This is a genomic window from Stenotrophomonas sp. 3(2025) (assembly GCF_052665395.1).
This window is the reverse complement of record NZ_JBQOIF010000017.1, coordinates 1-25,786: the sequence shown is the minus strand read 5'-3', so window position 1 is coordinate 25,786 and position 25,786 is coordinate 1. Positions and strand designations below refer to the sequence as shown.

Below are 25,786 nucleotides of genomic sequence, written 5' to 3'. Positions count from 1 at the left end.
GGGTAGGGCAGTAGAGATGCAGCAATCAACTTCCAGCGGCACGCGCAGCAAGCGTTTCGCCTCTGCGGCGCAGGCCCTGCAGGGCGTGGTCGCCGATGGCCAGACCCTGGCCGTGGGGGGCTTCGGCCTGTGCGGCATTCCCGAGGCACTGATCGCCGCGTTGCGCGACAGTGGCGCCAAGGGCCTGACCGTGATCTCCAACAATGCCGGCGTCGATGGCTTCGGCCTGGGCCAGCTGCTGGAAACCCGGCAGATCAAGAAGATGATTTCGTCGTACGTGGGCGAGAACAAGGAATTCGAACGGCAGTACCTGGCCGGCGAGCTGGAGCTGGAATTCAATCCGCAGGGCACCCTGGCCGAGCGCCTGCGTGCAGGCGGTGCGGGTATCCCGGCGTTCTTCACCGCCACCGGTTACGGCACCGTGGTCGCCGAAGGCAAGGAAACCCGCGAGTTCGATGGCAAGCACTATGTGATGGAAACCGCGCTGCGCGCCGACGTTGCCCTGGTCAAGGCCTGGAAGGCCGACGAGGCCGGCAACCTGGTGTTCCGCAAGACCGCGCGCAACTTCAACCCGGCCTGCGCAATGGCCGGCAAGGTCTGCATCGTGGAAGTGGAGGAGGTGGTGCCGGTCGGCAGCATCGATCCGGACCAGGTACACCTGCCGGGCATCTACGTGCACCGCATCGTGCACAACCCCACCCCTGAAAAGCGTATCGAACAGCGCACCATCCGTGCGGAGGGCAACTGACATGGCATGGACCCGCGATGAGATGGCGGCGCGCGCTGCGCGTGAACTGACCGATGGCGCCTACGTGAACCTGGGCATCGGCCTGCCGACGCTGGTGGCCAACCACATTCCCGAAGGCGTGGACGTGTGGCTGCAGTCGGAAAACGGCCTGCTGGGCATCGGTCCGTTCCCCACCGAGGCCGAGGTGGACGCCGACCTGATCAATGCCGGCAAGCAGACCGTCACCGCACGTGCGGGCGCCAGCTACTTCGGCAGCCATGACAGCTTTGCGATGATCCGCGGTGGCCACGTCAACCTGGCCATCCTCGGTGCGATGCAGGTGACGGACAAGGGCGACCTGGCCAACTGGATGGTGCCCGGCAAGATGGTCAAGGGCATGGGCGGTGCGATGGACCTGGTGGCCGGCGTGCAGCGCGTGGTGGTGCTGATGGAGCACACCGCCAGGAACGGCGAGCACAAGATCCTGGCCGAATGCACGCTGCCGCTGACCGGTGTGGGCGTGGTTGACCGCATCATCACCGACCTGGCGGTATTCGATGTGACCGATGACGGCCTGGTGCTGGTGGAGACTGCGGCGGGTGTGGGCGAGGATGAGTTGAAGGAAAAGACCGGCGTCGCGTTCAAGCGCCGCTGAGCATCCACGGGGCAGCGCGTCGCTGCCCCCTTTCCCTGAATCTCCCATGCTATTCCCCCACGACCTGCCAGATGCCGACGTCCGCCACCTGGCCGGATGGCTGCCCGCAGCTGAAGCTGATGCCCTGCAGCAGGCATTGGCGCAGGAAATCCCGTGGGAAACCCACCGCATCCGCATGTTCGGCAACTGGGTGGATTCACCGCGGTTGAGCTGCTGGATCGGTGATCCGCAGGCGCGCTACCGATATTCCGGTGCCGAGTTCGTCCCGCATCCTTGGGCGCCACGGCTGTCCGCGCTGCGTGACCGGCTGCAGGCCGAGGGCGTCGGTCGATTCAACAGCGTACTGCTCAACCGCTATCGCGGCGGCACCGACTACATGGGCTGGCACAGCGATGACGAGCCCGAGCTGGGGCCGGCGCCGCTGATCGCTTCGTTGAGCCTCGGCGCAGCCCGTCGCTTCCTGCTGCGCCGCCGCGATGACACCACGCGCAAGGCGGAATTCCTGCTCGGTCATGGCGACCTGCTGCTGATGGGCGGCGCCACCCAGCGCCACTACCAGCACGCGCTGCCGAAGATGGCACGGGTGCAGGGCGAACGCATCAACCTGACGTTCCGCTTGATCCATCCGCGTTGACCGGGGTTCGCCGGGCATGGCCCGGCGCTACCAGGAACCGGTGGCGGTAGCGCCGGGCCATGCCCGGCGTGCGAAACCGGCAACCTCAGCGCTTCAGCGCCTGCTTGTCATTCTGCCCGCTGGTCAGCGTCCAGCCCACCACGTCCTGCGCCACCTGCTGCAGGCCACGCTCGAAGGCGGCGGCTACTGCCGACACCTCGGTGCTGCCCACCGGCTGCAGCTGGCGGAAGGTGCGGTCGCCGACCACGCGCTGGTTGCTGACGTCGATCAGCTTGGCGTTGATCTCGATGACGACCGTCGGCGTCGCCTGGCCCTGGTAATCCGATTCGAAGCGACGGATGTCGGTGGACAGCTTGTAGTCGGCGCGGATGCCGGCGGCAACGCGGGCCACGCCGTGGATACGGCCGGAATCCTCGAAGCCGCGCAGCAGGGTGTCTTCGATCATGTCGGTGGCCGGTTGCGCCCAGCTGGCGCCCTTGTAGATCTCCAGCTCCGACGGCGTCGGCCGCACGTTGATGCGCGGGCTGTCGACCATGCGCGCGGCGCTGGGCTTGGCCAGCACCAGCTGCCAGTCGGCCTGCGGCCAGCTGGGGTCGACCTTGACCTGCACTGCCGGCGAATACAGGGTCACGGGGTTCTTGTCGCTGCTGCCGAGGATCGAGCAGCCACCCAGCAGGGTGGCCAGCGACGCTGCAATCAGCAGGCGCGAAAGGGTGGTCGGGCTCATTTGGGTTCGAACTCCTTCGGTGCGTCGCGGCCGAGCAGGTAGCGTGCGGGATTGTTCTCGAGGCGGTCGCTGACCCGGCGCAGGTCGCGGATCAGGCCACGCAGTTCACCCAGCGTCGGGCCGAGCTGGCCCAGGCCATCATTGGCGAAACTGTTGATGGCGGCGCGGTTCTCGCCAAGGATCGAATCGGCATTGCCGGCGGCCGAATCAAGCTTGGCCAAGGTGGCGTCGAGCTTGTCGATGATGCCCGGCAGCTGCTGCACCAGGTTCTTGTCCAGGCGCTCGATGGTGCCGTTGGTGGTCTTCAGGGTGGTGTCCAGACTGCGTGCTGCATCGCGCGCGCTGAGCAGCAGCGCCTGCGTACCCTGGTCACGGTCGGCAAGGCCGCCGCTGATCGTCTCCAGGTTGGCCAGCGTCGCGTTGATCGAGGCGACGTTGCGGTCGCTGAGGATCTGGTCCATGCGCTCGACGATGCGGTTGGCCACGTCGGTGATGTTCTGCAGCGCCGACGGCGTGGTCGGGATGATCGGTGCCGGGTCCTTGTTGACCGTGGTCAGCGCCGGCGACTGCGGCGTGCCGCCGCTGAGCTGGATGATCGACGGGCCGGTCAGGCTGGTGATCGCCAGCTTGGCGCGGGTATCGGTCTTGACCGGCGTGGTCGAGTTCAGGCGGATGCGTGCGACCACCTGGCGCGGGTCATCCGGGACCAGGTTCAGTTCGGTGATCGAGCCCACCGCGATGCCGTTGTACTGCACCGGGCTGCCGACCGACAGGCCGGTCACCGCTTCGCGGAACACCACCCGGTATTCCTGCCAGGTGCGGTCGGAGGAGTACTTGGCGGCCCACAGGCCGAAGGCCAGCAGGGCCAGGCCGGTGATCAGGGTGAACGCGCCGATCAGCACGTAGTTGGCTTTTGTTTCCATGGCTCAGGCACTCTCGATCTGTTCGCCACGCGCAGCGCGTGCGCGGGGTCCGTGGAAGTATTCCTGGATCCACGGATGATCCAGTTTCTCGATGTCCGGCAGCGGCGCATTGGCTACCACCTTGCGGTCGGCGATGACCGCCACCCGGTCGCAGATGGCATACAGCGTGTCCAGGTCGTGGGTGATCAGGAACACGGTCAGCCCCAGCGCTTCCTGCAGGGTCTTGATCAGGCGGTCGAACGCCGCCGCACCGATCGGGTCCAGGCCGGCGGTGGGCTCGTCCAGGAACAGCAGGGGGGGATCCAGCGCCAGCGCACGTGCCAGGCCGGCGCGCTTGCGCATGCCGCCGGACAGCTGCGAGGGCAGCTTGTTGATGGCATCGGCGGGCAGGCCGGCCAGTTTCACCTTCAGCAGTGCCAGCTCGTAATGCCAACGCTCGGGCAGTTCGCGGTGGTGTTCCTTCAGTGGTACCTGCACGTTCTCGCCGACGGTCAGCGACGAGAACAGGGCGCCGTCCTGGAACAGCACGCCGGTGTTGCGCTCGATGTGCAGGCGGCTCTCGGGATCGTCGGCGCGCGCATCGCGGCCGAGCACCTCGATCTGCCCTTCATCCGGCACGCGCAGCCCGAGGATCGAGCGCATCAGCACCGATTTGCCGGTACCCGAGCCGCCCACCACGCCAAGGATCTCGCCACGGCGCACGTCCAGGTCCAGCCCTTCATGCACGGTCTGGCTGCCAAAGCGGTTGACCAGCCCGCGCACGCGGATGGCCAGGTCGTGGCCGTCGTCGTCCTGCATGGGCACGTCTTCGGGGATCGGATGCGTGCTCATGTCACCAGTCCATGTGCATGAACCACAACGCCGCGAAGGCGTCGATGATGATCACCAGCGAGATCGTCTGCACCACGCTTGACGTGGTGCGTTCGCCGACCGACTGCGCGGTGCCTTCCACCTTCAGGCCTTCCAGGCAGCCGATCAGGCCGATCACCAGCGCGAACACCGGCGCCTTGGACAGGCCCACCAGCATGTGCCGCACTTCCATCGTTTCGTGCATGCGCGCGATGTACATCTGCGGCGGGATGTCCAGGTCGAACGCGCCGACAGTGATGCCGCCGGCCAGGCCAGCGACCATCGCGATAAAGGTCAGCAGCGGCAGGGTCAACAGCAGCGCGACCAGGCGCGGCAGTACAAGCAGGTCGATGGGGTCGAGGCCCAGGGTGCGCATCGCATCGATTTCCTCGCGTGCCTTCATCGCACCGATCTGCGCGGTGAAGGCACTGGCGGTGCGGCCGGCCAGCACGATCGCGGTCAGCAGCACGGCGAACTCGCGCAGGAAGGCGATGTTCACCAGCTCGACCACATAGATCTCCGCACCGAAGTCGCGCAGGATGGTCGAACCGAGGAAGGCGATCACCGCGCCGACCAGATAGGACAGCAGCGCCACCAGCGGCACCGCATCCAGCCCGACCTGTTCCATCTGGTGCACGGTCGCGGTCAGGCGGAAACGTCGAGGTTCCTTGACCAGGCGCGCACCTTTGACCAGGTTCTCGCCCAGGAAGCTGCACAGTGCCTTGATGTTGTGGCCGGTGGCATGGACGCTGACACCCAGCCGCTCCAGTGCGGCCAGCACGCCGAAGTCACGCTTCGGCTTCGGGCGGTCGTCGGCTACTTCTTCAATGGTGCACACCAGCGCCTGGTGGTCCGGGCGGAACTGCAACGCGTCTTCGCTGAGGTCAGCGCGATGGGCGACGCGCAGCACCTGCAGCACGCCGGCCGAGTCGAGCAGCTCGATGCCGGTGGCGTCGATGCCGGTCAGCTTGTCCGGAACGCCACGCAGCACTTCGGCCGCGGCCAGGGCGGTCTTCAGGGTCCAGTGGCCGGACAGCCGGATCAGTCCCGGATCCTGAGCGTCCTGTTCGAGCTGGGGGGCGTGGGTCGGGGTCATGGGGGCCATTCGGGTCGCAGCATAACCGTTCTGAATTGCACGTCGCGTCGAACCAGGATGAATTTCTCCAGCAGAGCCTGACGTAGGTAATACTACGGCGCATGTCCGCAGATGCTCACACGATCCCCACGCCCCAGGCCACCTACGCGCAGCGCGTGGCCTTCGTTTCCGAGATCGCCGGCCGCCTGCACAGCTATGGCACCACGGCCCAGCGCCTGGAAGCGGCGGTGGTTGCATTGGCCCGGCAACTCGATCTGGATTGTGAACCGTGGTCGAACCCCACCGGCATCATCCTCAGTTTCAGCGATCCGGCACAGGCCATCGGCTCCAGCGACATCACCCGGGTGATCCGGCTGGCGCCGGGCGAGAACGACCTGCACAAGCTCAGCGTGGCTGACGGGATCGCCGAAGAAGTGGCCAACGGCCGCATGAGCATCGCCCAGGGCCACACCGCGCTGCGCCAGCTGGACAAGGATCCGGGCCGGCGCGGCAAGCTGCGCACCATCCTGTCCTTCACCCTCGGTGCGGCCGGCGTGGCGGGCATGTGGAAGCTGCCGTGGCTGGACATCGCCACCGCCGGCGTGATCGGCCTGTTGATCGGCCTGCTCGGCATGGTCACCGACAAGCGTCCGGCCAGCCGGGAAGCGGCCGAAGCGCTGGCGGCGCTGCTGGCCGGCCTGGTCGCCACCGTGGTTGCCACGTTCGTGGGCGCCCTGAATCTCAACACGGTGATCATCGCCTCGCTGGTGGTGCTGCTGCCGGGCATGTCCCTGACCAATGCGGTCAATGAACTGGCCAGCCAGCACTGGGTGTCCGGCACCGCGCGTTTTGCCGGCGCGCTGACCACGATCATGAAGCTCAGTGTTGGCGCGATGATTGCGGTGACCCTGGCCGATGTGCTGGGGCTGGACCCGATGATCCGAGCCTCGCGGCCACAGGGGCCGTGGGTGGAGTGGGGCTCGCTGCTGACGGCGGCGTTCGCTTTTGCGATGTTGTTCAAGGCCAACCGCCGCGACTATCCGTGGGTGATCGCCGCCTCGGTGGCCGGCTACGCGATCTCCAAATTTGGTGGTCATGCCTGGGGGACGCCGGCCGGCATCTTCCTGTCGGCGATGCTGCTGACCGCCGGCGGCAACCTGTTCGGGCGCGTGGTCGGCCGCCCCGGTGCGATCATCCGCCTGCCGGGCATCATCATGATGGTGCCCGGCAGCACCAGCCTGCGCGGCGTACTGACCCTGGTCCAGCAACAGGACGTGGGCGCGGGCCAGAGCGTGTTCCTGACCGTGTTGAACGTGGTGATGGCGCTGGTCGCCGGCCTGCTGTTCGGCAACCTGCTGATGCCGGCGCGCAAGACGCTGTGACCAGGCGGTAGCGCTGGGCCATGCCCGGAGGATCGGGAAACCAACCGCTGCGATCGCCGGGCATGGCCCGGCGCTACCCCAAAAAAAACGCCGGCTTTCGCCGGCGTTTTTCATTCCCGATGCAGCCGGCCTCAGGCCTTCTTGATCAGGAAATCTTCCGGCTTCTTGCTGCCCTTGGCGGTCAGCTCGGCCATCCAGCGCGGCTGCTTGCCACGACCGGTCCAGGTTTCCTTCGGGTTGGCCGGGTTGCGGTACTTCGGCGCAACCTTGCCCAGCTTGCGGCCGGCAGCCTTGGACGGGGCCTTGGTGGCCTTGGCGACCTTGCGCGCGCGCGGTGCGGGCTCACCACCGAACAGTTCCTCGATGGTGTAACCCTCGGTCTTGGCCAGCTTGCTCAGCTGGGCACGCACCTTGGTGATCGGGCGACGCTTGGCGACGATGGTCTGCTGCTTCTTGGCTGTGCGGATCAATGCGCCCAGCTCACGTGCAGACAGGCCGGTCAGGTCGATGCTCATCAACGATTACTCCAGAAACTAATTTAGGGACAGGGACGAGCCGGTCCGTGGCGTCGCAGGACAGAGTAATGAGGAATTAATCCCAGCACAAACAGTTGCGGTCACCGTCTGTCGGCTGGCTGGCCCGGTTGCGACCATTTTGACCGGATTATGTCCGTTGCGGTTTTCCCGGCGCGGCCAGCCGCTAAAAAAAAGACCGGGGTATACCCCGGTCTTTTTCCGATCAGCCCTGCAGGCGCTGCAGCAGGGTGGCCTTGTCCAGGCTCTCCGCTTCGGCGGCGCGACGCGAGCGGTACTCGAAGGTGCCTGCGGCCAGGCCGCGCTCGCTGACCACCACGCGGTGCGGGATGCCGATCAGTTCCATGTCGGCGAACATCGCGCCCGGGCGCAGGCCGCGGTCGTCCAGTGCGGCATCCAGGCCGGCATCGCGCAGCTCCTGCAGCAGAGCTGCAGCTGCATCGGCCACGCCTGCGTCGCCCTTCGGATTGATCACGCAGACCACCACCTGCCACGGCGCCATCGCGTCGGGCCAGATGATGCCGGCGTCATCGTGGTTCTGCTCGATGGCTGCGGCGACCACACGCGAAATACCGATGCCGTAGCAGCCCATCGTCATCACCGCGGCCTTGCCATTCTCGTCCAGCACGGTGGCATCGAGCGCCTTCGCATAGGTGCGGCCCAGCTGGAAGACGTGGCCGACTTCGATGCCGCGGGCGATCTTCAGTTCGCCGCCGTCCAGCGCACGATCACCGGCGCGCACGTTGCGGATATCGGCCACTTCCGGTTCGGCCAGGTCGCGGCCCCAGTTGACGCCGGCCAGGTGGAAACCGGCCTCATTGGCACCGACGACGAAGTCGGACATCGCCGCCACTTCGCGATCGGCGACCACGCGGATCGGCTTGGCCGGTGCAATCGGACCGAGGAAGCCCGGCACGCTGCCGAGGTATTCGGCGATCTCTGCTTCGCTGGCAAAACGCTGCTCGTCCAGGCCAGCAACCTTGCCCAGCTTGATCTCGTTCACTTCGTGGTCGCCACGCACCAGCGCCAGGACGAACTGCTGCGCCTTTCCTTCGCCGGCGATCAGCGCCACCGACTTCACCGTGCGCTGCAGATCGATGCCCAGCAGCGCGGCGACGTCTTCGCAGGTCTTCTGGGTCGGGGTCTCGACCTTGCGCAGCGCTTCGCTGGCTGCGGCACGCGCGGCCGGATCGGCGGCAATGGCCGCTTCCATGTTGGCCGCGTAGTCCGAACCGGTGGAGAACACCAGCGCGTCTTCACCGGAGTCGGCGATCACGTGGAATTCCTGCGAAGCGTCACCGCCGATCGCGCCGGAATCGGCCTGCACCATGCGGAAGTCCAGGCCCAGGCGGGTGAAGATGCGGCTGTAGGCTACCTTCATGTTTTCGTACTCACGCACGAGGTCTTCGTCGTGCAGGTGGAACGAGTAGGCGTCCTTCATCAGGAACTCGCGCGCACGCATGACACCGAAGCGCGGACGGATCTCGTCGCGGAACTTGGTCTGGATCTGGTAGAAGTTCACCGGCAGCTGCTTGTAGCTGGACAGTTCGCTGCGCGCGAAATCGCAGGCCGCTTCTTCGGCGGTGGGGCTGTAGCAGAAGGTCTGTTCCTTGCGGTCCTTGATCTTCAGCAGCTGCGGGCCGAACTTCTGCCAGCGACCGGTCTGCTCCCACAGTTCCTTCGGCTGGATGGTCGGGATCTGGAATTCCACGGCACCGGCGCGGTCCATTTCCTCGCGGACGATGCGTTCGACCTTGCGCAGCACGCGCAGGCCCAGCGGCGACCAGGTGTACAGGCCGGATGCGAGCTTGCGGATCATGCCCGCGCGCAGCATCAGCCGGTGGCTGGTCAGCTCGGCGTCGCTGGGGGTTTCCTTGGTGGTGTGCAGGTGGAACTGGGAGAGGCGCATCGTCGGCTTCGGATTACGGCAGAGATACCTATTCTGCCAGCCCGGCCGGGGGAGGGGTATCGGCCGGGCTGCGCCCGGCACCCGCGGTAGTGCCGGCCGCTGGCCGGCAACCTAAACAGCAACAGCAACGGCAGCGTCAAAAGCGGGATTTCTGTGGGATGGCGGGGTGGGTCCGGTTGCGGGGGCCGCTGCAAGTACGTCCATGTAAGCTCGGTCGCCGCATCCATGCGGCTCACGCCCCCGCAACCGGACCCACCCCGCCTTCGACAGATTTCTGCGATCTGCCGGAATGGCATGGCCTGCTCTTGGTGGGTGGCGACCTTGCTCGACACGTAGATCCACGCCATGCGTGGATGCTCTTCGTTCATTCGATCAATCTTCGAAATATTCGATTTCGATGGAGATTCATCCACGCATGGCGTGGATCTACTGGCCCCCGGGAAACTGTCGAAGGCGGGGCGGTGTGGGTGTGCAGGACCGTTGGCGCCATGAATGGCGCCATCGAGCCCCCATGGATGGGTTTACGGCGTGTCCTGCACACCCACACCGCCCCGCCATCCCAGGAAGCCGCTGTTGCAGTTGCTTCGGCCGTTGCCTCTGCGGGTGCCGGGCGCCGCCCGGCCGATCCCCCCCTCAACCCGCCGGAGGGCAGTACGCCTTGATCGTGGCCTCGGCCAAGCCTTTCTGGGTGCCGCGCTGTTCGGCGGTGAGCGCGGTATCGGCCTTGCCGTCGCCATTGGTGTCCTGCATCACCGGGCCGCCACCCTCAAGCAGCGCCAGGTTGGCCCGCGCGGTGGTGCACTCCTTGGACACCGGCACTGCACTGGCCGCCTCCACTTCTTCCGCCATCGGTGTCCTGGCCTGGGCACGGGTCTCGTACTTTGCCCCGGCCGGCGGCGTTTCCGAATACTGGGTCACGCCCTTGGCATCCTTCCACTTGTAGACAGGGCCGGCCAGCGCAGTGTTACTGGCCAACAGCAGCAGGCAACCCAGGCAGGACAGGGCACGCATGGCAAACTCCGCAGAATGGGCGTAGAACGCCGATTGCAGCATTGGCGCCGAGCGCTGGCAAGTCGATTAAACTGGATTCCATGGACCCGATCACACCGCCGCCGCGCTCGCGCACGATTTACCTGCTGCCCAACCTGTTCACCACGGCTGGGCTGTTCTCTGGTTTCTACGCCATCATCGCCGCGGCCAACGGGGATTTCGTCAATGCCAGCATCGCCGTGTTCGTGGCGGCGGTGATGGATGGTCTCGACGGCCGTGTCGCGCGCCTGACCGGTACCAGCAGCGAGTTCGGCGTGCAGTACGACTCGCTGGCCGATCTGGTCAGCTTCGGCATGGCGCCGGCCCTGGTGATGTATCACTGGTCCCTGTCGGAACTGAAATACGACGGTGAGCTGGTCGGTCGCCTCGGCTGGGCGGTGGCGTTCCTGTACGCCGCCTGCGCGGCGCTGCGCCTGGCGCGCTTCAATACCCAGGTGGCCGTGGTCGACAAGCGCTGGTTCGTTGGCCTGGCCAGTCCGGCTGCCGCCGGCCTGATGATGTCCTTCGTCTGGGCCTTCGCCGATGGCACGCTGGGCTGGAACGGCAACGAGCTGCGCTTCGTGGCGTTGGCGGTGACCCTGGTCGCCGCACTGTTGATGGTCAGCCGCATCCGCTTCTGGAGCTTCAAGGGCGGCGCGGCCAAGCAGGGCGCGCGCTCGGACCGTGTCCCGTTCCTGGTGCTGGCACTGGTGCCGATCGCCATCGCCATCGCGGTGATCGACCTGCCCCGCGTGCTGTTTGTCGTCGGCATCCTGTACGCCCTGTCAGGCCCGGTGATGTGGGGCGTGCAGCGCCTGCGCAAGAAGCCCGAGGCGGCGTGAGCCAGGACCTGCCCGTGTTGTGGTCCCCGGCCCAGCAGGCATGGCTGCTGGCCATGGGCTACACCGTCTATCACGACGGCCAGTTGGCCGCCGAAATGGACGCGGCACTGCAGCTGAGCGTGGCTGAAGCCACGGCATCGGCAACCGTGCCGGTCGAGGCGACGCGCGCGGCTCCGCCCTCGATGCAGCACGCACCCAGCCAGCGCGGCGCGGCGCCGGAGCCTCGGCCCGAGCGCGCGCCACCACGCACTGCCGTGCCGGTAGCGGCGCCGGACACCGTCCCGGCTGCGGCCCGTCCGCTGCCCACCGGCAACGCGCGCCAGCCGCTGGTGCGCCTGCCTGACCGCCTGCAGATCGCGCTGTTGCGTGCCTCGGGTTGCAATCCCAACGACCCGGCCACACAGGCACTGATGGACAGCTGGCCGCTGGAGCAACTGCGTCGCGACCCTGCTGCCAAGCGCGCGTTGTGGCCGCAGCTGCGCGCGCTGCGCAAGGGCGGAACCGCATGAGTGCGGTCAGCCAGCCCGGGCCGGTGGCGCTGCGTGCGCTACGCGAGAGCGATCTCAACGCGGTGATGGCCATCGAAGTGCGTGGCTACCCCTATCCCTGGACCCGCGGCATTTTCCTGGATTGCCTGCGTGCCGGTTACCCCGGCCTGGCCATGGAGCGCGATGGCCTGTTGATCGGCTATGGCGTGCTCAGCCTCGCTGCCGATGAGGCACATGTGCTGAACATCTGCATCGATCCGCTGGTGCAGTCGCGTGGGCTCGGCCGCCAGTTGCTGCGTGCGCTGGTCCGCCTGGCCGGTGATCGAGGCGCGCAGCGGGTGTTCCTGGAAGTGCGTCCGTCCAATACCCCGGCGTTGGCGCTGTATCACAGCGAAGGCTTCAACGAGATCGGCCGGCGCCCCCGCTACTATCCTGCTGCGCAGGGGCGCGAAGATGCGCTGGTGATGGCGATCGAACTGGTGGACGGCGAGCTGGAGACAATGCCGCCGTTGTAATCGGCGTCGCGTGGCCGCTGCGCTCGCCGGGCATGGCCAGGCGCTACCGATGCGTTGTTTACGCCAGCCGCAGGGCCAACACGCCAGCCACGATCAATGCTGCCGCCATCCAGCGTGCACGCGGTACCCGCTCGCGCAGCAGGAACACCGAGATCAGCAGCGCGAACAGGATCGACGATTCGCGCAGCGCCGACACCATTGCCACCGGCACCTGGGTCATCGCCCACAGCGCCATCGCATACGAGGCGGTGGTACCGATGCCGCCGGCCACGCCCAGTGGCCAGTGCCGGCGCGCATACGCCAGCAACTTGCCGCGCTGCCGATGCAGCGCCCACAACGGCAACGGAATGCCCGACAGCAGGAACAGCCACAACGTGTAGCTCAGCGCATTGCCGGACAGTCGGGCGCCCTGCGCATCGACCAGGGTGTAGGTGGCGATCATCGCCGCCGTCAGCAACGGCAGCCGCAGCTGGCCGCCACGTGCACCGCGGGCCATGCACAGGATGCCGCCACTCACCAGGAGGACACCGAGCCAGGCCGACGGCGGCAGGCGTTCGCCGAGCACGGCGCCGGCCAGCGCAACGAGGATGGGCGCGCAACCACGCATCATCGGATACGCCAGGCTCATGTCGACCTGCTGGTAGCAGCGTGCAACCAATGCGTAGTACGTCACCTGCAGCAGCACCGAAGCGCCCAGCCACGGCCAGCTTTCCGCGGCGGGGAAGGGTAGCCACGGCAAGACGAGCGCAGACAACAGCGCAGCGCTGCCGGTGACGAGCACCGTGCCGAGGAACTTGTCCGGCCCGCGTTTGACGATCGCGTTCCAGCTGGCGTGCAGTGCGGCGGCGGCGAGGACCAGCAGGAAGATGGAAAGCGGCATCAAGCGATGATGCCACGCGTGGCAAAAGGAAACGCCGGGCATTGCCCGGCGTCGACCTCGAGAATGTGCCAACCAGGGTTGGTGCTTTGGCAGGTGCCAACCTTGGTTGGCACATCACAGCGGTGCGGACCACGGTCCGCACCTACCCGGGCGGCGCTACAGCTTCGCGCGCTGTTCGCGCAGGCCGGCCAGCTGGTTGTTCCAGTCGACCAGGCGCACGCGTTCCTGCTCGATCACCGCCGGCGGAACCTTGTCGGAGAACCTGGCCAGCTTGGTCTCGCTCTTCTCCTGTTCGCCTTCCACGCGCTTGATCTCCTTGTCCAGGCGCGCGCGCTCGGCATCGAGATCAACCAGGCCTTCCAGCGGCACCAGCAGCTTCAGCTCACCGACGATCGCGGCGGCGGCCGGCGGCGCACTCTGTGCGTCGGCCAGCCACTGGATGCTGTCCAGCTTCAGCAGGAACGACAGCGAAGCGCTGAAGCGCTCGATGCGCTCGCGGTCCTGGCTCTGCCCGGCATGTTCCTGGCCGGCCAGCAGGCGCAGCGGCACCAGTCTGGACGGGGCGACGTTCAGTTCGCTGCGCACGCGGCGCACCGCACTGATCACCGCCTTCAACCATTCCACGTCGGCCTCGGCCTGGGTGAAATCACCCTCGAATTCGGCGGCGGTCGGGTACGGGCGCAGTGACAGCGTGGTTTCGGCCAGGCCCAGGCGCGGTGCCAGCTGCTGCCACAGCTGTTCGGTGATGAACGGCGTCAGCGGGTGCAGCAGGCGCAGCAGCGCTTCCAGCACGTACAGCAGGGTGTGGCGGGTGCTGTCGGCGTCGGCGGCATCGGCGCCGTTCAACGCCGGCTTGCTCAGCTCCAGGAACCAGTCGCAGAACGCATTCCAGGCGAACTCGTACAGGCACTGCGCCAGCAGGTCGAAGCGATAGGCGGCGAAATGGCCCTGCGCCTCGGCGGTGGTGGCGGCCAGGCGAGAGAGGATCCAGCGCTCGGCATCGGTCCGCGGCGTCGGCGCACCGGTGAACGCTGCACCTTCGGTGTTCATCAGGGTGAAGCGGCTGGCATTCCACAGCTTGTTGCAGAAATTCTTGTAGCCCTCGGCGCGGTTCATGTCGAACTTGATGTCGCGCCCATGGGTGGCCAGCGCGGCGATGGTGAAACGCAGCGCATCGGCACCATGGGCGGCGATGCCGTCCGGGAACTCCTTGCGCGTGGCCTTCTCGATCTTCTCGACCATGCGCGGCTGCATCAGCCCGCCGGTGCGCTTGGCCACCAGATCATCGATGCTGATGCCGTCGATGATGTCCAGCGGGTCGAGCACGTTGCCCTTGCTCTTGGACATCTTCTGGCCCTGGCCGTCGCGGATCAGGCCGGTGAAGTAGACGTCCTTGAACGGGATCTTCCCGGTCAGGTTGTCGGTGGCCATGATCATGCGCGCCACCCAGAAGAAGATGATGTCGAAGCCGGTGATCAGCACCGACGACGGCAGGTAGCGGTCGAAACCGCGCTCGGCCATCGCCTGCTCGTTCGGCCAGCCCAGGGTGGAGAACGGCCACAGCTGCGAGGAGAACCAGGTCTCCAGCACGTCGCTTTCCTGGCTCAGCACGACGTCGCTGCCGAGATTGTTCTTCGCCCGCACCTCGTCTTCGCTGCGGCCGACGTAGCAGCTGCCGGTGGCGGCATCGAACCACGCCGGAATGCGGTGGCCCCACCACAGCTGGCGGCTGATGCACCAATCCTGGATGTTGGTCATCCAGTGGCGGTAGGTGTTGATCCAGTTCGGCGGCACGAAGGAGATGCTGCCCGGCTTTCCATCGGTACCTTCGACCAGCTCCAGGCCACGCTTGGCCAGCTCGTCCATCTTCACGAACCACTGGTCGGTCAGGTACGGCTCGATCACCTGGCCGGTACGGTCGCCGCGCGGCACCTGCAGCTTGTGTGCCTTGGTCTCGACCAGGATGCCCAGGTCTTCCAGTTCAGCCAGCACGGCCTTGCGCGCGTCGTAACGGTCCAGCCCCTGGAAACGTTCCGGCGCGTTGTCGTTGATCGCGGCCACCGGCGTGAACAGGTTGATCATCGGCAGGCTGTGGCGCACGCCCACCTGGTAATCGTTGAAGTCATGCGCCGGGGTGACCTTGACCACGCCGGTACCGAACGCACGGTCCACGTAGTCATCGGCGATCACCGGCACGCGGCGGCCGGTCAGCGGCAGCACCACGCGCTTGCCGATCAGGTGCAGGTAACGCTCGTCTTCCGGATGCACCATCACCGCGGTGTCACCCAGCAGGGTTTCCGGGCGGGTGGTGGCGACCACCAGGTAATCGCGGGTTTCGCGCAGGGTCTCGACGCCGTCGGCATCGCGCTCGACGTGTTCGTAGCTCAGGCCCTCATCCAGCTGGTAGGCGATCGACCACAGGAAGCCCTCTTCCTCGGCGCTCTCCACTTCCAGGTCCGAGATCGCCGTCTTCAGCACCGGATCCCAGTTGACCAGGCGCTGGCCACGGTAGATCAGGCCCTGTTCGTGCCAGCGCACGAAGGCTTCGATCACCGCTTCGGACGGCTGCGGGTCCATGGTGAAGGTGCTGCGCGACCAGTCGGCCGACGTGCCCAGGCGGCGCATCTGCCGCTCGATGATGTCACCGGACTGCTGCTTCCATTCCCACACCTTGCCGATGAAGCCCTCGCGGCCCAGCGAATCGCGGGTCTCGCCATTGCCTTCCAGCGCCAGGTTGCGGCTGACCACCATCTCGGTGGCGATGCCGGCGTGGTCGGTACCGACCTGCCACAGCGTGTCGTAGCCGCGCATGCGGTGGTAGCGCACCAGCGCATCCATCAGGGTCTGCTGGAAGGCATGGCCCATGTGCAGGGTGCCGGTCACGTTCGGCGGCGGCAGCAGGATGGTGTACGGCTCGCCCTTGCCGGACGGCTTGAAATGGCCGGCCTTCTCCCAGGCCTCGTAGAGGTCGGTCTCGAAGGACTTCGGGTCGTAGCTGGAGGCGAGTTGGGTCATGCGGGGGAACCAGTCATCAAGGCGGGAAGGGAGATCAGCGCGACCCGAGGGTGCGCCGGATCTTCTGGTCGGTGTGGTACTGGCTGACCGAATAGGCAGCCCAGATCGCGGCGGGCAGCCAGCCGATCAGGGTGATCTGCAGGATCAGGCAGACGATGCCGGCAAACGGCCGGCCGATGGTGAAAAAGGACAGCCAGGGAAGAATCAGGGCGATCAGCAGGCGCATCAAGGGGTCCTCGCAGGGCTTACATGTCGTGCTTGTTCAGGTCGTAGCCGGCGGTCTTGTACTGGCGCCAGCGCTCGCGCAGTGGTTCGCGTGCTTCCGGATCGGCCGGGACCACTTCCAGCACGCGCTCGCACTGGCCCAGCCAGGGTTCGTCGCGCAGGTTGATCACCAGCGGCCGCACGGGCGCCTCGCCACCGGGCGGGGCGATCAGTACCAGGGCTTCTTCCTCGTCCACGTCCTCACCTACGATCTGGTGCGGAATGTAGGCATCGTCGTCGAACGACCAGAGAAATTCGTCAAGTTCTTCGGCCTGGGCCTGGTCGCGGGCGAGGACCAGGGTGAACAACCCGGCGTCGTTGGCCTTGCGCGCCAGCTCGCAGACCAGGCGCAACGGCTCGGTCAGGAAGCGGGGCTTGGCGATCAGGTAGAAGTCGGCGCGGGGCATGGCGGCATCCAGGTGAGGCAGGTGCCGATCCATGCCGGGTGGCGGCTGGACCGGCGAGGCCCGGGCCGGCGGTTGCCGGCCAGGGTCAGGTACAGCGTCAGGCGCGGGCGACCTGGTCCAGCAACCACTGGCTCAGCAGGCCGACCGGACGGCCGGTGGCCATGCCACGCTTGCCTTCATCGCTGGCCACGCCGGCGATGTCCAGATGGGCCCAGCGCTGGCCTTCGGCGAAGCGCGACAGGAAGCAGCCGGCAGTGATGGCACCGGCCCAGCGGCCGCCGATGTTGTAGACGTCGGCGAAGCTGGAATCCAGCATCGGCTGGTACTCGTCCCACAGCGGCAGGCGCCAGGCGCGGTCGAAGACCTGCTCGCCGGCGGCCAGCAGTTCGTTGGCCAGGTCGTCGTGCTTGCTCATCAGGCCTGCGGTCTGGTGGCCGAGGGCGACCATGCAGGCACCGGTCAGGGTCGCCACATCGACCAGCGCCTGCGGCTCGAAGCGCTGCGCGTAGGTCAGTGCGTCGCACAGGATCAGGCGGCCTTCGGCGTCGGTGTTGCCCACTTCGATGGTCTTGCCCGACATCGAGGTGATGACGTCGGACGGACGGTAGGCATTGCCGTCGATGGCGTTTTCCACCGCCGGGACCACCACCACAAGATTCAACGGCAGCTTGGCCTTGACCGCGGCGACGAAGGTGCCGATGACGTTGGCGCCACCGCACATGTCGTACTTCATCTCTTCGATGCCGCCCTGGGTCTTCAGGTTGACGCCACCGGTATCGAAGGTGATGCCCTTGCCGACCAGCACGTAGGGCTTGGCGTCGCCGCCATTGCGCCACTTCAGCACGACCAGGCGCGGGCGGTTGGCCGAGCCACGGGCCACGGCCAGCAGCGAGCCCATGCCCAGCGCTTCCATCTGGGTCTCGTCGAGGATCTCGGCTTCGGCACCGTCATGCTCGCCGGCGAATTTCACGCCCACTTCAGCCAGGTGGGCCGGGGTGCAGTAGTTCGGCGGCAGGTTGCCCAGCTCGCGGGCGAACTCGACACCGGCGGCGATGGCCTGGCCCTGGGCCAGGGCCTGCGCGTCATCACCGGCGATGGCCAGCTGGGCCAGGCCGGCATCGTCGGCCTTCTTCTTGCCCAGGGTGGCGGTGTAGCGGTAGGCCGCGTGGTCGGCGGCGATCACCGCCTGGCGGATCGCCCAGGCCGCGTCGCGGTCCTTCACTGCCACTTCGGACAGGGTGAACAGCGCGCTGCGGGCAGCGCCGGCCTTCAGCGCGCGCACGGCATCGCCGACCGCCTTCAGGTACTGCGGCACGCCGAAGCGGGCGGCATCGCCGAGGCCGACCACCAGCACGCGCGGGGCGGTCACGCCCGGCAGGTCGTGCAGCAGGGTGGTGGCGCCGGTCTTGCCGGACAGGTCGCCGCGCTGGGCCAGGGCGGCCAGGCGGCCACCGCTTGCAGCATCCAGTGCCTGCGCGGACGCAGTCAGGGTATGGTCGGCATAGGCGCCGACGACGATGCAGTCAACGGCGGCCGAAGCCGCAGCGAGGTGGTTCAGGGTGAATTCGAGAGCCATTGAGCAGATTCCATTGGCAAGTCCGTACAATCGCGGACCGTTTACGCCCAGACGCTAGACTGGGCGGCACCGCGAACGAACCTGAGAGTTTAAACCACCGCCCCATGTTGAAGCTCGACCGCTATCTATTGGGCGATTTCGTCCAGAGTTTCCTGGCTACCCTGATCGTCCTGCTGGTGGTCAGCGTGGGCGGCGTGCTGGTGGACATCCTCGGCAACATCGCCGACGGGCGGCTGCCGGCCAAGCTGCTGTTCTCGCAGCTGGGCCTGCAGTTCATCGTCTACATGCCGCTGATCCTGCCGCTGGCACTGATGCTGGGCCTGCTGCTGGCCATCGCCCGCCTCTACCGCGACTCGGAAATGGCGGTCATCACCGCCATCGGTGTCGGCCCCCGGCGCCTGCTCAAGCCCTTGCTGATGCTGGTGCTGCCGGTGATCGCGGCGGTCGGTGCCTGTTCGCTGTGGCTCGGCCCCTGGGCCGGGCGCACCGCCGAACAGATGGTGCAGGACGCCAACCGCAGCGTGCTGATGGCCGGCCTGGAGCCGGGCCGGTTCACCCCGCTGCCCAATGGCGGGGTGGTCTATGTCGCCTCGATCTCGCCCGATGGCAGCCAGCTGGGCCGGGTCTTCCTGCAGCGGCAGAAGGAGGATCGCCTTGAAGTGGTGTCCGCCGCCAGCGGCCGCATGTACTTCGAAGGCGCCCGCCAGCGTTTCCTCGAACTGGATGATGGCCACCAGCTGGAAGGGCCGGCGGCCGGCGCACTGGACTACCGTCTGGCGACCTTCGCCCGCAACGACGTGGCGCTGCCCGACGGCAGTGAGGCCCGCAAGAGTGATGATCCCGAACTGATGCCGACCACCGCGTTGTTCGGTGACAAGCGCCCCGAGGCCCAGGCACAGCTGCACCGTCGCCTGGCGCCGCCGCTGATCGCGCTGGCCTTTGCCCTGCTCACCGTGCCGCTGGGACGCAGTTCGCCGCGCCAGCAGCGCTATGGGCGGATGATGCTGGCCCTGATGGCTTACATGGTCGGTACCAACCTGATGTTCATCGGCAGTGGCTGGATCGCCAATGGCCAGATTCCGCCGGCGCTTGGCCTGTGGTGGCTGACCCTGCCGCTGCTGGCGCTGGCGATCTGGATGTACGCGCGTGACGGCCGCATGGCCCGCCCGAAGGGAGCCCGCGCATGATGCTGCGACCGATGCGTTTCGATCTGTACCTGGGCCGGGCAGTGCTGGGTACCGTGCTGCTGACCTGGGCGGTGCTGGTCGGCCTGGACGTGCTGATGGCCTTCTCCGGTGAGTTCAAGGACATCGGCAAGAACGGCTATTCGCTGGGCCATGCGGCCGCCTGGGTGCTGTACACCGTGCCGCGCCGGGCCTACACGATGTTCCCGACCGCGGCGGTGATCGGCGCACTGATGGGCCTGGGCCAGCTGGCCGCGACCTCGGAGCTGACCGCGCTGCGCGCGCTGGGCCTGTCGCGCAAGCGCCTGAGCGTGTCGGTGGCGATTGCCCTGTCGCTGCTGACCGGGCTGATGGTGATCAGCGCCGAGACCCTGGGGCCGTGGGGCCAGAACCGCGCCGATTCGCTGAAGATGAGTGCCAAGTGGGGCACCGACGTGGCGGTGGCGCGTTACTCCGGCCTGTGGGCGCGCGAAGGTGACACGTTCCTCAATGCACAGAGTGGCGAAGAACAGCTGGTCGGCGACAAGGGCACCCGGCTGATTCTGCGTGACGTGCGCCTGTACAAGATCGACGAAGAGGGTCGGATCGGCACGCTGACCCATGCGGCCACCGCCGAGCATGACAAGGATGGCTGGGTGTTGACCGGCGTGCGCCGTGACACCTTCGGCGAGCGCTCGGCAACGCGCCAGGAAGCGGCCCGTGAGCCGTGGAATTCCAAGCTGGACGCCGGCGCCCTGGCCACCGGCATCGCCAAGCCGCGCAACCTCAGCGTGTCCGAGCTGAGCACCAGCATCGCCTACCGCGAGCGCAACGGGCTGGATGCACGCGACTACGAGGATGTGTACTGGAGCCGCTGGTTCTATCCGTTGAATGTGCTGGCGCTGTGCCTGGCGGCGGTGCCGTTCGCGTTCGGTTCGCTGCGCAGTGGCGGCATGGGCAAGCGCTTGTTCCTGGGCATCCTGTTCGCGCTGGCGTTCTGGCTGCTGCAGCTGTTCTTCGGCCGCATGGCCGGTGCGCTCAAGTTTGACTACCGCATTGCCTATGCGCTGCCGCCGATCGTGATGCTGGCGGTGTCCGGGTTGTTGTTCCGGCGCAAATCGGGCTGATTCCGGTAGCGCCGGGTCATGCCCGGCGAAGCTGTGCGATATCCCGCGTCCGCCGGGCATGGCCCGGCGCTGCCAGGACAGGTCAGCGCTTTGGCATCCGCAGCAGCTGCGTGGCACTCGCGCGGTCGTGCCAGGTCAGCCGCTGGCGATCCACCAAGGCCCACCAGAAGCCCAATCCGCCCAGCAGCAACGACAGCGTGGCCACCGCAAAGCGCAGCCACAGCTGGCCGCGTCGCAACGGCGTGCCATCGCGTGATTCCAGCTTCAAGCGCCACGGGCGCATGCCCAGCGTCTGCCCACCGCGCCGCCAGCTGGCGGTGGCATACCACCCGGTCATGGCCCAGCACACCGCCCACAGCAGCCATTGCCAGGCACTGAAAGGCGCGATGTTGTCGCGCTGCGCATGGCCGCTGAACGTATAGGCCAGGGTGAAGGCCGTGCCGGCCAGCATCCACAAGGCCAGCACCGGCAGCGCGTCATAGATCATCGCCAGCAGGCGCCACAGCAGCAGCGCGCGCGGGCGGGGCGTATCAGCGGCGACGTGGGCCGCATCGGTGGCGGGGCTCGACATGTGCCGAGCATACGCAATGCTGGCCGTGCCCGCAGTTGGCCTCGTATCCTGCGTGCATGGCCGTCACTTCCACCCCCGCCGAACGTCGTCAGCTGGTCCAGCAACTGCCCGAGCTGCGCGGCGAGGACAGCCAGCGCATCCAGCGTTTCCTCGATGCGATCTGGGCCGAGCACGGTCTGGCCCGCGCCACCCTGGACAGCTATCGCCGCGACCTTGAAGGCCTGGCGCGCTGGTGTGACGGGCGCGACGGTGGTCTGGCCGGTATTGAACGCGCCGGTCTGTTCGATTACCTGGCCTGGCGCACCCGCCACAACTGGTCGCCGCGCAGCAACGCGCGGCTGCTGTCGGCGCTGCGTGCGTTCTTCGCCGACGCCGTGCGCCGTGGCGAACGCAGCGAGGATCCCAGCGCACTGCTGGACCCGCCGAAGCTGCCGCGGCTGCTGCCCAAGGCGCTGGCCGAGAGCCAGGTCGACGCGCTGCTGGCGGCACCGGATATCGACAGTCCGCTCGGTCTGCGCGACCGCGCCATGCTGGAGCTGATGTATGCCGCCGGGCTGCGGGTGAGCGAGCTGGTGCTGTTGCCCGCCACGGCGGTGAACCTGCGCCAGGGCGTGCTGCGGGTGACCGGCAAGGGCAGCAAGGAACGCCTGGTGCCGCTGGGCGAGGAGTCGCAGTACTGGCTGGAACGCTACCTGCAGCAGTCGCGACCGCAGCTGGTGGGCAAGGGCAAGGTGCAGGCGCTGGCCGACGGGCAGACGCCCTTGTTCATTGAACCGGCGCTGCATGGCTTGACCCGCCAGGCGTTCTGGCACCTGGTCAAGCGCTATGCGGCAGTGGCCGGTATCGACCCGGCGCGGATCAGTCCGCACGGCCTGCGGCACAGTTTCGCCACCCACCTGCTGAACCGTGGCGCCGACCTGCGCGCGCTGCAGATGCTGCTGGGCCACAGCTCGCTGTCCACCACGCAGATCTACACGCTGGTCGCACGCGAACACCTGCAGAAACTGCACGCCCGCCATCATCCACGCGGCTGAGCCCGCCGCTGAACCCCTGCCGGGCCTGTGCGCGGCATCGCGGACCGCTCAGGATGGCTGTGTCAGAATCCGGGGTCTTCTTTCTGCTGCGGACTGCTCCATGCTCCGATTCGCCATCGCCGCCGTGTTCGGCGCGCTCAGCCTGAGTGCCTGCGCCCAGCCCGCCCCGCCCGCCGCAAAGGCCCCCGCTGCAGCGGCAGCCAAGGCCGGCCCTGCCGCCACGGCCAATGCTCCGGCCGAGCAGGCCGTGCGCAAGGCGCTGACCGAGCTCAACCCCGGCTTCCAGGTGGACTACATCGGTGCCGCGCCCTTCCCGGGCTTCCGTGAAGTGGTGGTCTCCGGCCAACTGCTGTACGTCTCCGACGACGGCCGCTACCTGTTCCAGTCGCAGCCCTACGACACCCGCGCCAAGAGCCCGGCCAACAGCGAAGGCCTGCTGGGCTACCGTCGCGACCTGCTGGCCAAGGCCAACCATGGCGACCGCATCGTGTTCGCCGCGCCGAACGCGAAGTACACCATCAGCGTGTTCACCGACATCGAATGCGGCTACTGCCGCAAGCTGCACCAGGACATCGCCGAGCTCAACCGCAACGGCATCACCGTCGAATACCTGGCCTTCCCGCGCATGGGGTTGGGCAGCAAGGATTACACCGACATGATCTCGGTATGGTGCGCGGCCGATCGCCGCCAGGCGCTGACCAATGCCAAGCGTGGTGGCACGGTGGCAGCGAAGAACTGCACCAACCCGGTGGCGATGCAGTACGCCCTGGGCCAGCAGTTGGGCGTGAATGGCACGCCGGCGATCTTCGCGCCTGATGGCACCCAGCTCGGCGGCTACCTGCCGCCGGCGCAGCTGCGCGCCGCGCTGGAGAAGCTGTCGGCCAAGCGCTGATTGAAACGCCGCCGGGCATGGCCCGGCGCTACCGTGGATGGGCGGGTAGCGCCGGGCCATGCCCGGCGGATGCATCACACAGAAAGCCGGGGGCGCGACGCGCCCTCGGCTTTTTCCTTATTTCAGGCCATCACTGACCGCCTTGGTCAGCGTGCCCTGCGCATCGTCGCCGCTGAACTCCCAGACGAACGCACCGCCCAGTCCCTGGGTCTTCACATAGCCCATCTTGCGGGTGATGTTGGCCGGGGTATCGAAGCTCCACAACGTGCTGCCGTTGTAGATCCAGGTGGCACCGGCGGTGTTGTCGGTGTAGCTCGGCCACGCCAGGTTCTTCAGCACCTTCCAGTCTTCAATGCCAGCCTCGTAGGTACCCGGTGCCGCACCGGTGGCGCTCTGGTACAGGCCGTTGTTGGCGTTGGTCACCCCGGTCCAGCCGCGTCCGTAATAGCCGATGCCCAGGTTGAGCTTGGCGGCGGGAACACCACGGCTGATGAAGGCCTCGATGGCGTCGTTGCTGTTGTACAGCTTCTGGTCGCCGGTGGACGGATCATTCGGCGAATCGAACAGCGCCGACTGGTGATTGGTCTTCGCATCCCACGCGCCGTGGAAGTCGTAGGTCATCACGTTGATGTAGTCCAGGTACGGGTGGTACGCGGCCGGATCGGTGACGCGGATCTTGTCGATGCCGGCGCCGACTGCCACCGTCAGCAGCAGGCCCGGACGCACCGCATCGAGCTGGCGGCGGAATTCGGCCATCAGCGCGGTGAAGTTGGCGTTGTCCTCGGGCGTGCCGCAGGCGATACCGCAGGCCACCGGGTATTCCCAGTCGATGTCGATGCCATCGAACACCCCCAGCGCCGCACCGGGGCCACCGGCACCGTCGGTCACCGGCAGGTTGCCCTTGATGTAGGCGTCGATGCACGAAGCGACGAAGGCCTGGCGGTTGGCCGGTTGCGCCGCGCTGGAGAAGCCGCGCGACCAGGTCCAGCCACCCAGCGAGATCAGCACCTTCATGCCCGGGTACTTGGCCTTGAGCTGCTTGAGCTGGTTCCAGTTGCCGCGCAGCGGCTGGTCCCAGGTATCGGCGCTGCCGCTCACGCTTTCGCCGGCACCGAAGGCCTTGGTGTAGTCGGCGAAGGCATCGCCACCGGCACCACTGTTCGGGTCCGACGCCTGGGTGATGCCCACTTCGCAGCGGTTGTTGCGCACGTTGCCGAAGGCGTAGTTGATGTGGGTCAGGCGCGCGGCCGAACCGCTGCTGTCGATGTTCTTGACCCGGTAGTTGCGGCCATAGATGCCCCACTGGGTGAAATAACCGATGACCCGCTTGCCGGTGGTGCCACCGTCGCCGGCCAGGGTGCTGGCGGTCACTGCCGTGCCCTGTGCCGACGCATTGCCGGCGTTGTCGCGGGCACGCACGCGGTAGCTGTAGCTGGTCGATGCAGTCAGCCCGCCATCGACATAGCTGGCGCTGGACGGCGAGCCGACCAGACTGCCGTTGCGGTAGACGTCGTAGCCGGCCACGCCGCTGCCACCGGTGTTGTCGGTGGACGGGCTCCAGCTCAGGGCGATGCTGTTGGCGGTGCGGGTGCCCACGGCCAAGCCGCCGGGCACGCTGGGCGCGGTGGTATCGCCACTGGCCGCGTTGACGGTGATGGTGATGGTCGCGGTGCTGGCGGTGGCGTTGTTGTTGTCGGTGGCGACCGCGCGCAGGGTGTGGCTGCCGGCGCTGGCGTTGGCCCAGCTGGCGCTGTACGGCGCGCTGGTGTCGATGCCCAGCGAACTGCCATCGCGGAAGAACTCGACCTTGCTGACGCTGCCGTCCGCATCACTGGCGTTGGCGGTCACGTTGACCGTGCTGCCGGCGCTGAAGGTGGCGCCGTTGGCCGGCGAGGTCAGGCTGACCACCGGCGGCTGGTTGGCCCCGCCGCCGTCGCAGGCGCCGAGGTTGGTGTAGTAGGGCGCCCCGGCCGGATGGTCCGGCGGCGCATTCCAGATGTCCTGGTTCGCCCGGTAGAGGACCCCTCCCTTCTGCAGGGTGTCGCCACTGCGGTAGATCCTGGCCTGGTCCCATTCGGCCACGCCGGCACAGCTGGCGGCCTGGGCCAGGCCGGGCAGGGCGACCGCCCCGGCCAGGGCCAGCAGCCAGGCCAGACGGCGCGGGCGACAGCGATGAAGGGAAGGGTGGGCACTGCGTACATCGGCACTCTGCACAAGCGGGTCGTACATGGTGTGTCTCCGATCGATGGTTGGCGCGCGGGCCAGGACGGCGCCGCACGTAACGCAGGGTCCGGACATCGCCCGGGAAGGCGACGGAGGGGGCGGACGGAGGTACCTGGTGGGCCGGGGAGAGAGTCCGGCGCCAGGTGGGGACAACGTTGTCATCAATTGCGTGGTCAATCCGTGAGCGAGTGCATGGTTCGGGGATTTGACGGAGAGCGGCGCTGGCGCGCGCTCGGCAGCCATCGGCGGAGCCCCCTCGTGGCTGGCATCTAGAGCATGTTCTGGGGTTGGGCCGGGGGGGGGGGGGGGGGGGGGGGGGGGGGGGGGGGGGGGCCGGCTGGGGGGG

Annotated in this window: 25 protein-coding genes; 11 read left to right on the top strand and 14 right to left on the bottom strand. The window is 67.3% G+C overall.

The genetic code is table 11. From position 1 onward, the window contains the following. Window positions 1–16 precede the first annotated feature (16 nt). Genes ACUXVE_RS13645 through ACUXVE_RS13635 form a run of 3 tightly spaced genes read left to right on the top strand, consistent with a single transcriptional unit; the run spans window position 17 to window position 2,016 of the window. Complete coding sequence (locus ACUXVE_RS13645) at window positions 17–748, top strand: CoA transferase subunit A (RefSeq protein WP_222390819.1); 732 nt, start codon at window positions 17–19, stop codon at window positions 746–748. A 1-nt stretch (window position 749) separates the two neighbouring features. After that, window positions 750–1,382 carry a CoA transferase subunit B gene (locus tag ACUXVE_RS13640; protein WP_032976348.1) on the top strand — a complete coding sequence of 211 codons (633 nt, stop codon included), beginning with the start codon at window positions 750–752 and terminating at the stop codon, window positions 1,380–1,382. Window positions 1,383–1,428: 46 nt separating this feature from the next. After that, on the top strand, window positions 1,429–2,016 hold the full coding sequence (locus ACUXVE_RS13635) for an alpha-ketoglutarate-dependent dioxygenase AlkB family protein (RefSeq protein WP_222390817.1): 588 nt from the start codon (window positions 1,429–1,431) through the stop codon (window positions 2,014–2,016). 85 nt (window positions 2,017–2,101) lie between these two features. Here ACUXVE_RS13635 and ACUXVE_RS13630 read toward each other — a convergent pair whose 3' ends face one another. From ACUXVE_RS13630 to ACUXVE_RS13615, 4 genes are read right to left on the bottom strand one after another with little or no spacing between them, the layout of a single operon-like run. Next, window positions 2,102–2,743 (bottom strand): ABC-type transport auxiliary lipoprotein family protein, encoded by a 642-nt coding sequence (locus tag ACUXVE_RS13630; RefSeq protein WP_445514579.1) that lies wholly within the window; start codon window positions 2,741–2,743, stop codon window positions 2,102–2,104. Beyond that, window positions 2,740–3,666 carry an MlaD family protein gene (locus tag ACUXVE_RS13625; protein ID WP_093818830.1) on the bottom strand — a complete coding sequence of 309 codons (927 nt, stop codon included), beginning with the start codon at window positions 3,664–3,666 and terminating at the stop codon, window positions 2,740–2,742. Before ACUXVE_RS13625 ends, ACUXVE_RS13630 begins: the two co-directional genes overlap by 4 nt. A gap of 3 nt (window positions 3,667–3,669) precedes the next feature. Next, on the bottom strand, window positions 3,670–4,497 hold the full coding sequence (locus tag ACUXVE_RS13620; RefSeq protein WP_445514578.1) for an ABC transporter ATP-binding protein: 828 nt from the start codon (window positions 4,495–4,497) through the stop codon (window positions 3,670–3,672). Window position 4,498: 1 nt separating this feature from the next. Continuing rightward, window positions 4,499–5,620 (bottom strand): MlaE family ABC transporter permease, encoded by a 1,122-nt coding sequence (locus ACUXVE_RS13615; protein ID WP_177177018.1) that lies wholly within the window; start codon window positions 5,618–5,620, stop codon window positions 4,499–4,501. A gap of 92 nt (window positions 5,621–5,712) precedes the next feature. Here ACUXVE_RS13615 and ACUXVE_RS13610 point away from each other — a divergent pair, with 92 nt between their 5' ends. Next, window positions 5,713–6,972, top strand: coding sequence for a threonine/serine exporter family protein (locus ACUXVE_RS13610; protein ID WP_025878492.1), 1,260 nt, complete (start codon window positions 5,713–5,715; stop codon window positions 6,970–6,972). A gap of 131 nt (window positions 6,973–7,103) precedes the next feature. On the opposite strand, the gene ACUXVE_RS13605 is transcribed toward ACUXVE_RS13610, so the two are convergent. The 3 genes from ACUXVE_RS13605 to ACUXVE_RS13595 all read right to left on the bottom strand — a co-directional run bounded on the left by ACUXVE_RS13605 (window position 7,104) and on the right by ACUXVE_RS13595 (window position 10,425). Next, window positions 7,104–7,487, bottom strand: coding sequence for an H-NS histone family protein (locus ACUXVE_RS13605; protein ID WP_093818833.1), 384 nt, complete (start codon window positions 7,485–7,487; stop codon window positions 7,104–7,106). A 223-nt stretch (window positions 7,488–7,710) separates the two neighbouring features. Next, entirely contained in the window at window positions 7,711–9,414 is a 1,704-nt protein-coding gene (locus ACUXVE_RS13600) for a proline--tRNA ligase (RefSeq protein WP_445514577.1), read from the bottom strand. A gap of 633 nt (window positions 9,415–10,047) precedes the next feature. After that, window positions 10,048–10,425 carry a DUF4124 domain-containing protein gene (locus tag ACUXVE_RS13595; protein ID WP_093818995.1) on the bottom strand — a complete coding sequence of 126 codons (378 nt, stop codon included), beginning with the start codon at window positions 10,423–10,425 and terminating at the stop codon, window positions 10,048–10,050. An 80-nt stretch (window positions 10,426–10,505) separates the two neighbouring features. Here ACUXVE_RS13595 and pssA point away from each other — a divergent pair, with 80 nt between their 5' ends. The 3 genes from pssA to rimI are packed head-to-tail and all read left to right on the top strand — an operon-like array spanning window position 10,506 to window position 12,288. Beyond that, a complete protein-coding gene (pssA, locus tag ACUXVE_RS13590; RefSeq protein ID WP_025879365.1) occupies window positions 10,506–11,285 on the top strand; it encodes a CDP-diacylglycerol--serine O-phosphatidyltransferase in 780 nt (259 codons plus the stop codon). After that, window positions 11,282–11,794, top strand: a complete 513-nt coding sequence (locus tag ACUXVE_RS13585; protein ID WP_222390808.1) for a hypothetical protein — start codon at window positions 11,282–11,284, stop codon at window positions 11,792–11,794. Before pssA ends, ACUXVE_RS13585 begins: the two co-directional genes overlap by 4 nt. After that, the gene (rimI, locus tag ACUXVE_RS13580) at window positions 11,791–12,288 is read left to right on the top strand and encodes a ribosomal protein S18-alanine N-acetyltransferase (protein ID WP_032952160.1); all 498 of its coding nucleotides are present in this window, start codon (window positions 11,791–11,793) and stop codon (window positions 12,286–12,288) included. Before ACUXVE_RS13585 ends, rimI begins: the two co-directional genes overlap by 4 nt. 58 nt (window positions 12,289–12,346) lie before the next feature. Here rimI and ACUXVE_RS13575 read toward each other — a convergent pair whose 3' ends face one another. From ACUXVE_RS13575 to ACUXVE_RS13555, 5 genes are all read right to left on the bottom strand, one after another. Beyond that, window positions 12,347–13,168 carry an EamA family transporter gene (locus ACUXVE_RS13575; protein ID WP_222390806.1) on the bottom strand — a complete coding sequence of 274 codons (822 nt, stop codon included), beginning with the start codon at window positions 13,166–13,168 and terminating at the stop codon, window positions 12,347–12,349. Window positions 13,169–13,324: 156 nt separating this feature from the next. Beyond that, window positions 13,325–16,183, bottom strand: a complete 2,859-nt coding sequence (locus ACUXVE_RS13570) for a valine--tRNA ligase (protein WP_445514576.1) — start codon at window positions 16,181–16,183, stop codon at window positions 13,325–13,327. A 34-nt stretch (window positions 16,184–16,217) separates the two neighbouring features. Then, window positions 16,218–16,409: a YqaE/Pmp3 family membrane protein gene (locus ACUXVE_RS13565; protein WP_025879360.1), complete on the bottom strand. Its 192-nt coding sequence runs from the start codon at window positions 16,407–16,409 to the stop codon at window positions 16,218–16,220. A 19-nt stretch (window positions 16,410–16,428) separates the two neighbouring features. Continuing rightward, window positions 16,429–16,854: a DNA polymerase III subunit chi gene (locus ACUXVE_RS13560; RefSeq protein WP_445514575.1), complete on the bottom strand. Its 426-nt coding sequence runs from the start codon at window positions 16,852–16,854 to the stop codon at window positions 16,429–16,431. Window positions 16,855–16,951: 97 nt separating this feature from the next. Further along, a complete protein-coding gene (locus tag ACUXVE_RS13555) occupies window positions 16,952–18,430 on the bottom strand; it encodes a leucyl aminopeptidase (protein WP_445514574.1) in 1,479 nt (492 codons plus the stop codon). A gap of 104 nt (window positions 18,431–18,534) precedes the next feature. Here ACUXVE_RS13555 and lptF point away from each other — a divergent pair, with 104 nt between their 5' ends. Both lptF and lptG read left to right on the top strand, forming a co-directional pair. Then, a complete protein-coding gene (lptF, locus tag ACUXVE_RS13550; protein WP_222390800.1) occupies window positions 18,535–19,617 on the top strand; it encodes an LPS export ABC transporter permease LptF in 1,083 nt (360 codons plus the stop codon). Then, window positions 19,614–20,720 carry an LPS export ABC transporter permease LptG gene (gene lptG, locus ACUXVE_RS13545; protein ID WP_132825998.1) on the top strand — a complete coding sequence of 369 codons (1,107 nt, stop codon included), beginning with the start codon at window positions 19,614–19,616 and terminating at the stop codon, window positions 20,718–20,720. The genes lptF and lptG overlap by 4 nt, the downstream gene beginning before the upstream one ends. 82 nt (window positions 20,721–20,802) lie before the next feature. On the opposite strand, the gene ACUXVE_RS13540 is transcribed toward lptG, so the two are convergent. Then, window positions 20,803–21,291: an RDD family protein gene (locus ACUXVE_RS13540; protein WP_025879355.1), complete on the bottom strand. Its 489-nt coding sequence runs from the start codon at window positions 21,289–21,291 to the stop codon at window positions 20,803–20,805. Window positions 21,292–21,347: 56 nt separating this feature from the next. On the opposite strand from ACUXVE_RS13540, the gene xerD reads away from it, so the two are divergent. Further along, the gene (gene xerD / locus ACUXVE_RS13535; RefSeq protein WP_222390798.1) at window positions 21,348–22,325 is read left to right on the top strand and encodes a site-specific tyrosine recombinase XerD; all 978 of its coding nucleotides are present in this window, start codon (window positions 21,348–21,350) and stop codon (window positions 22,323–22,325) included. A 100-nt stretch (window positions 22,326–22,425) separates the two neighbouring features. After that, window positions 22,426–23,217: a thioredoxin fold domain-containing protein gene (locus ACUXVE_RS13530; protein WP_032977259.1), complete on the top strand. Its 792-nt coding sequence runs from the start codon at window positions 22,426–22,428 to the stop codon at window positions 23,215–23,217. A 117-nt stretch (window positions 23,218–23,334) separates the two neighbouring features. Here the strand turns inward: ACUXVE_RS13530 and ACUXVE_RS13525 are convergent, their stop codons facing one another. Then, on the bottom strand, window positions 23,335–25,446 hold the full coding sequence (locus ACUXVE_RS13525) for a glycosyl hydrolase family 18 protein (RefSeq protein ID WP_445514573.1): 2,112 nt from the start codon (window positions 25,444–25,446) through the stop codon (window positions 23,335–23,337). Window positions 25,447–25,786: the final 340 nt, after the last annotated feature.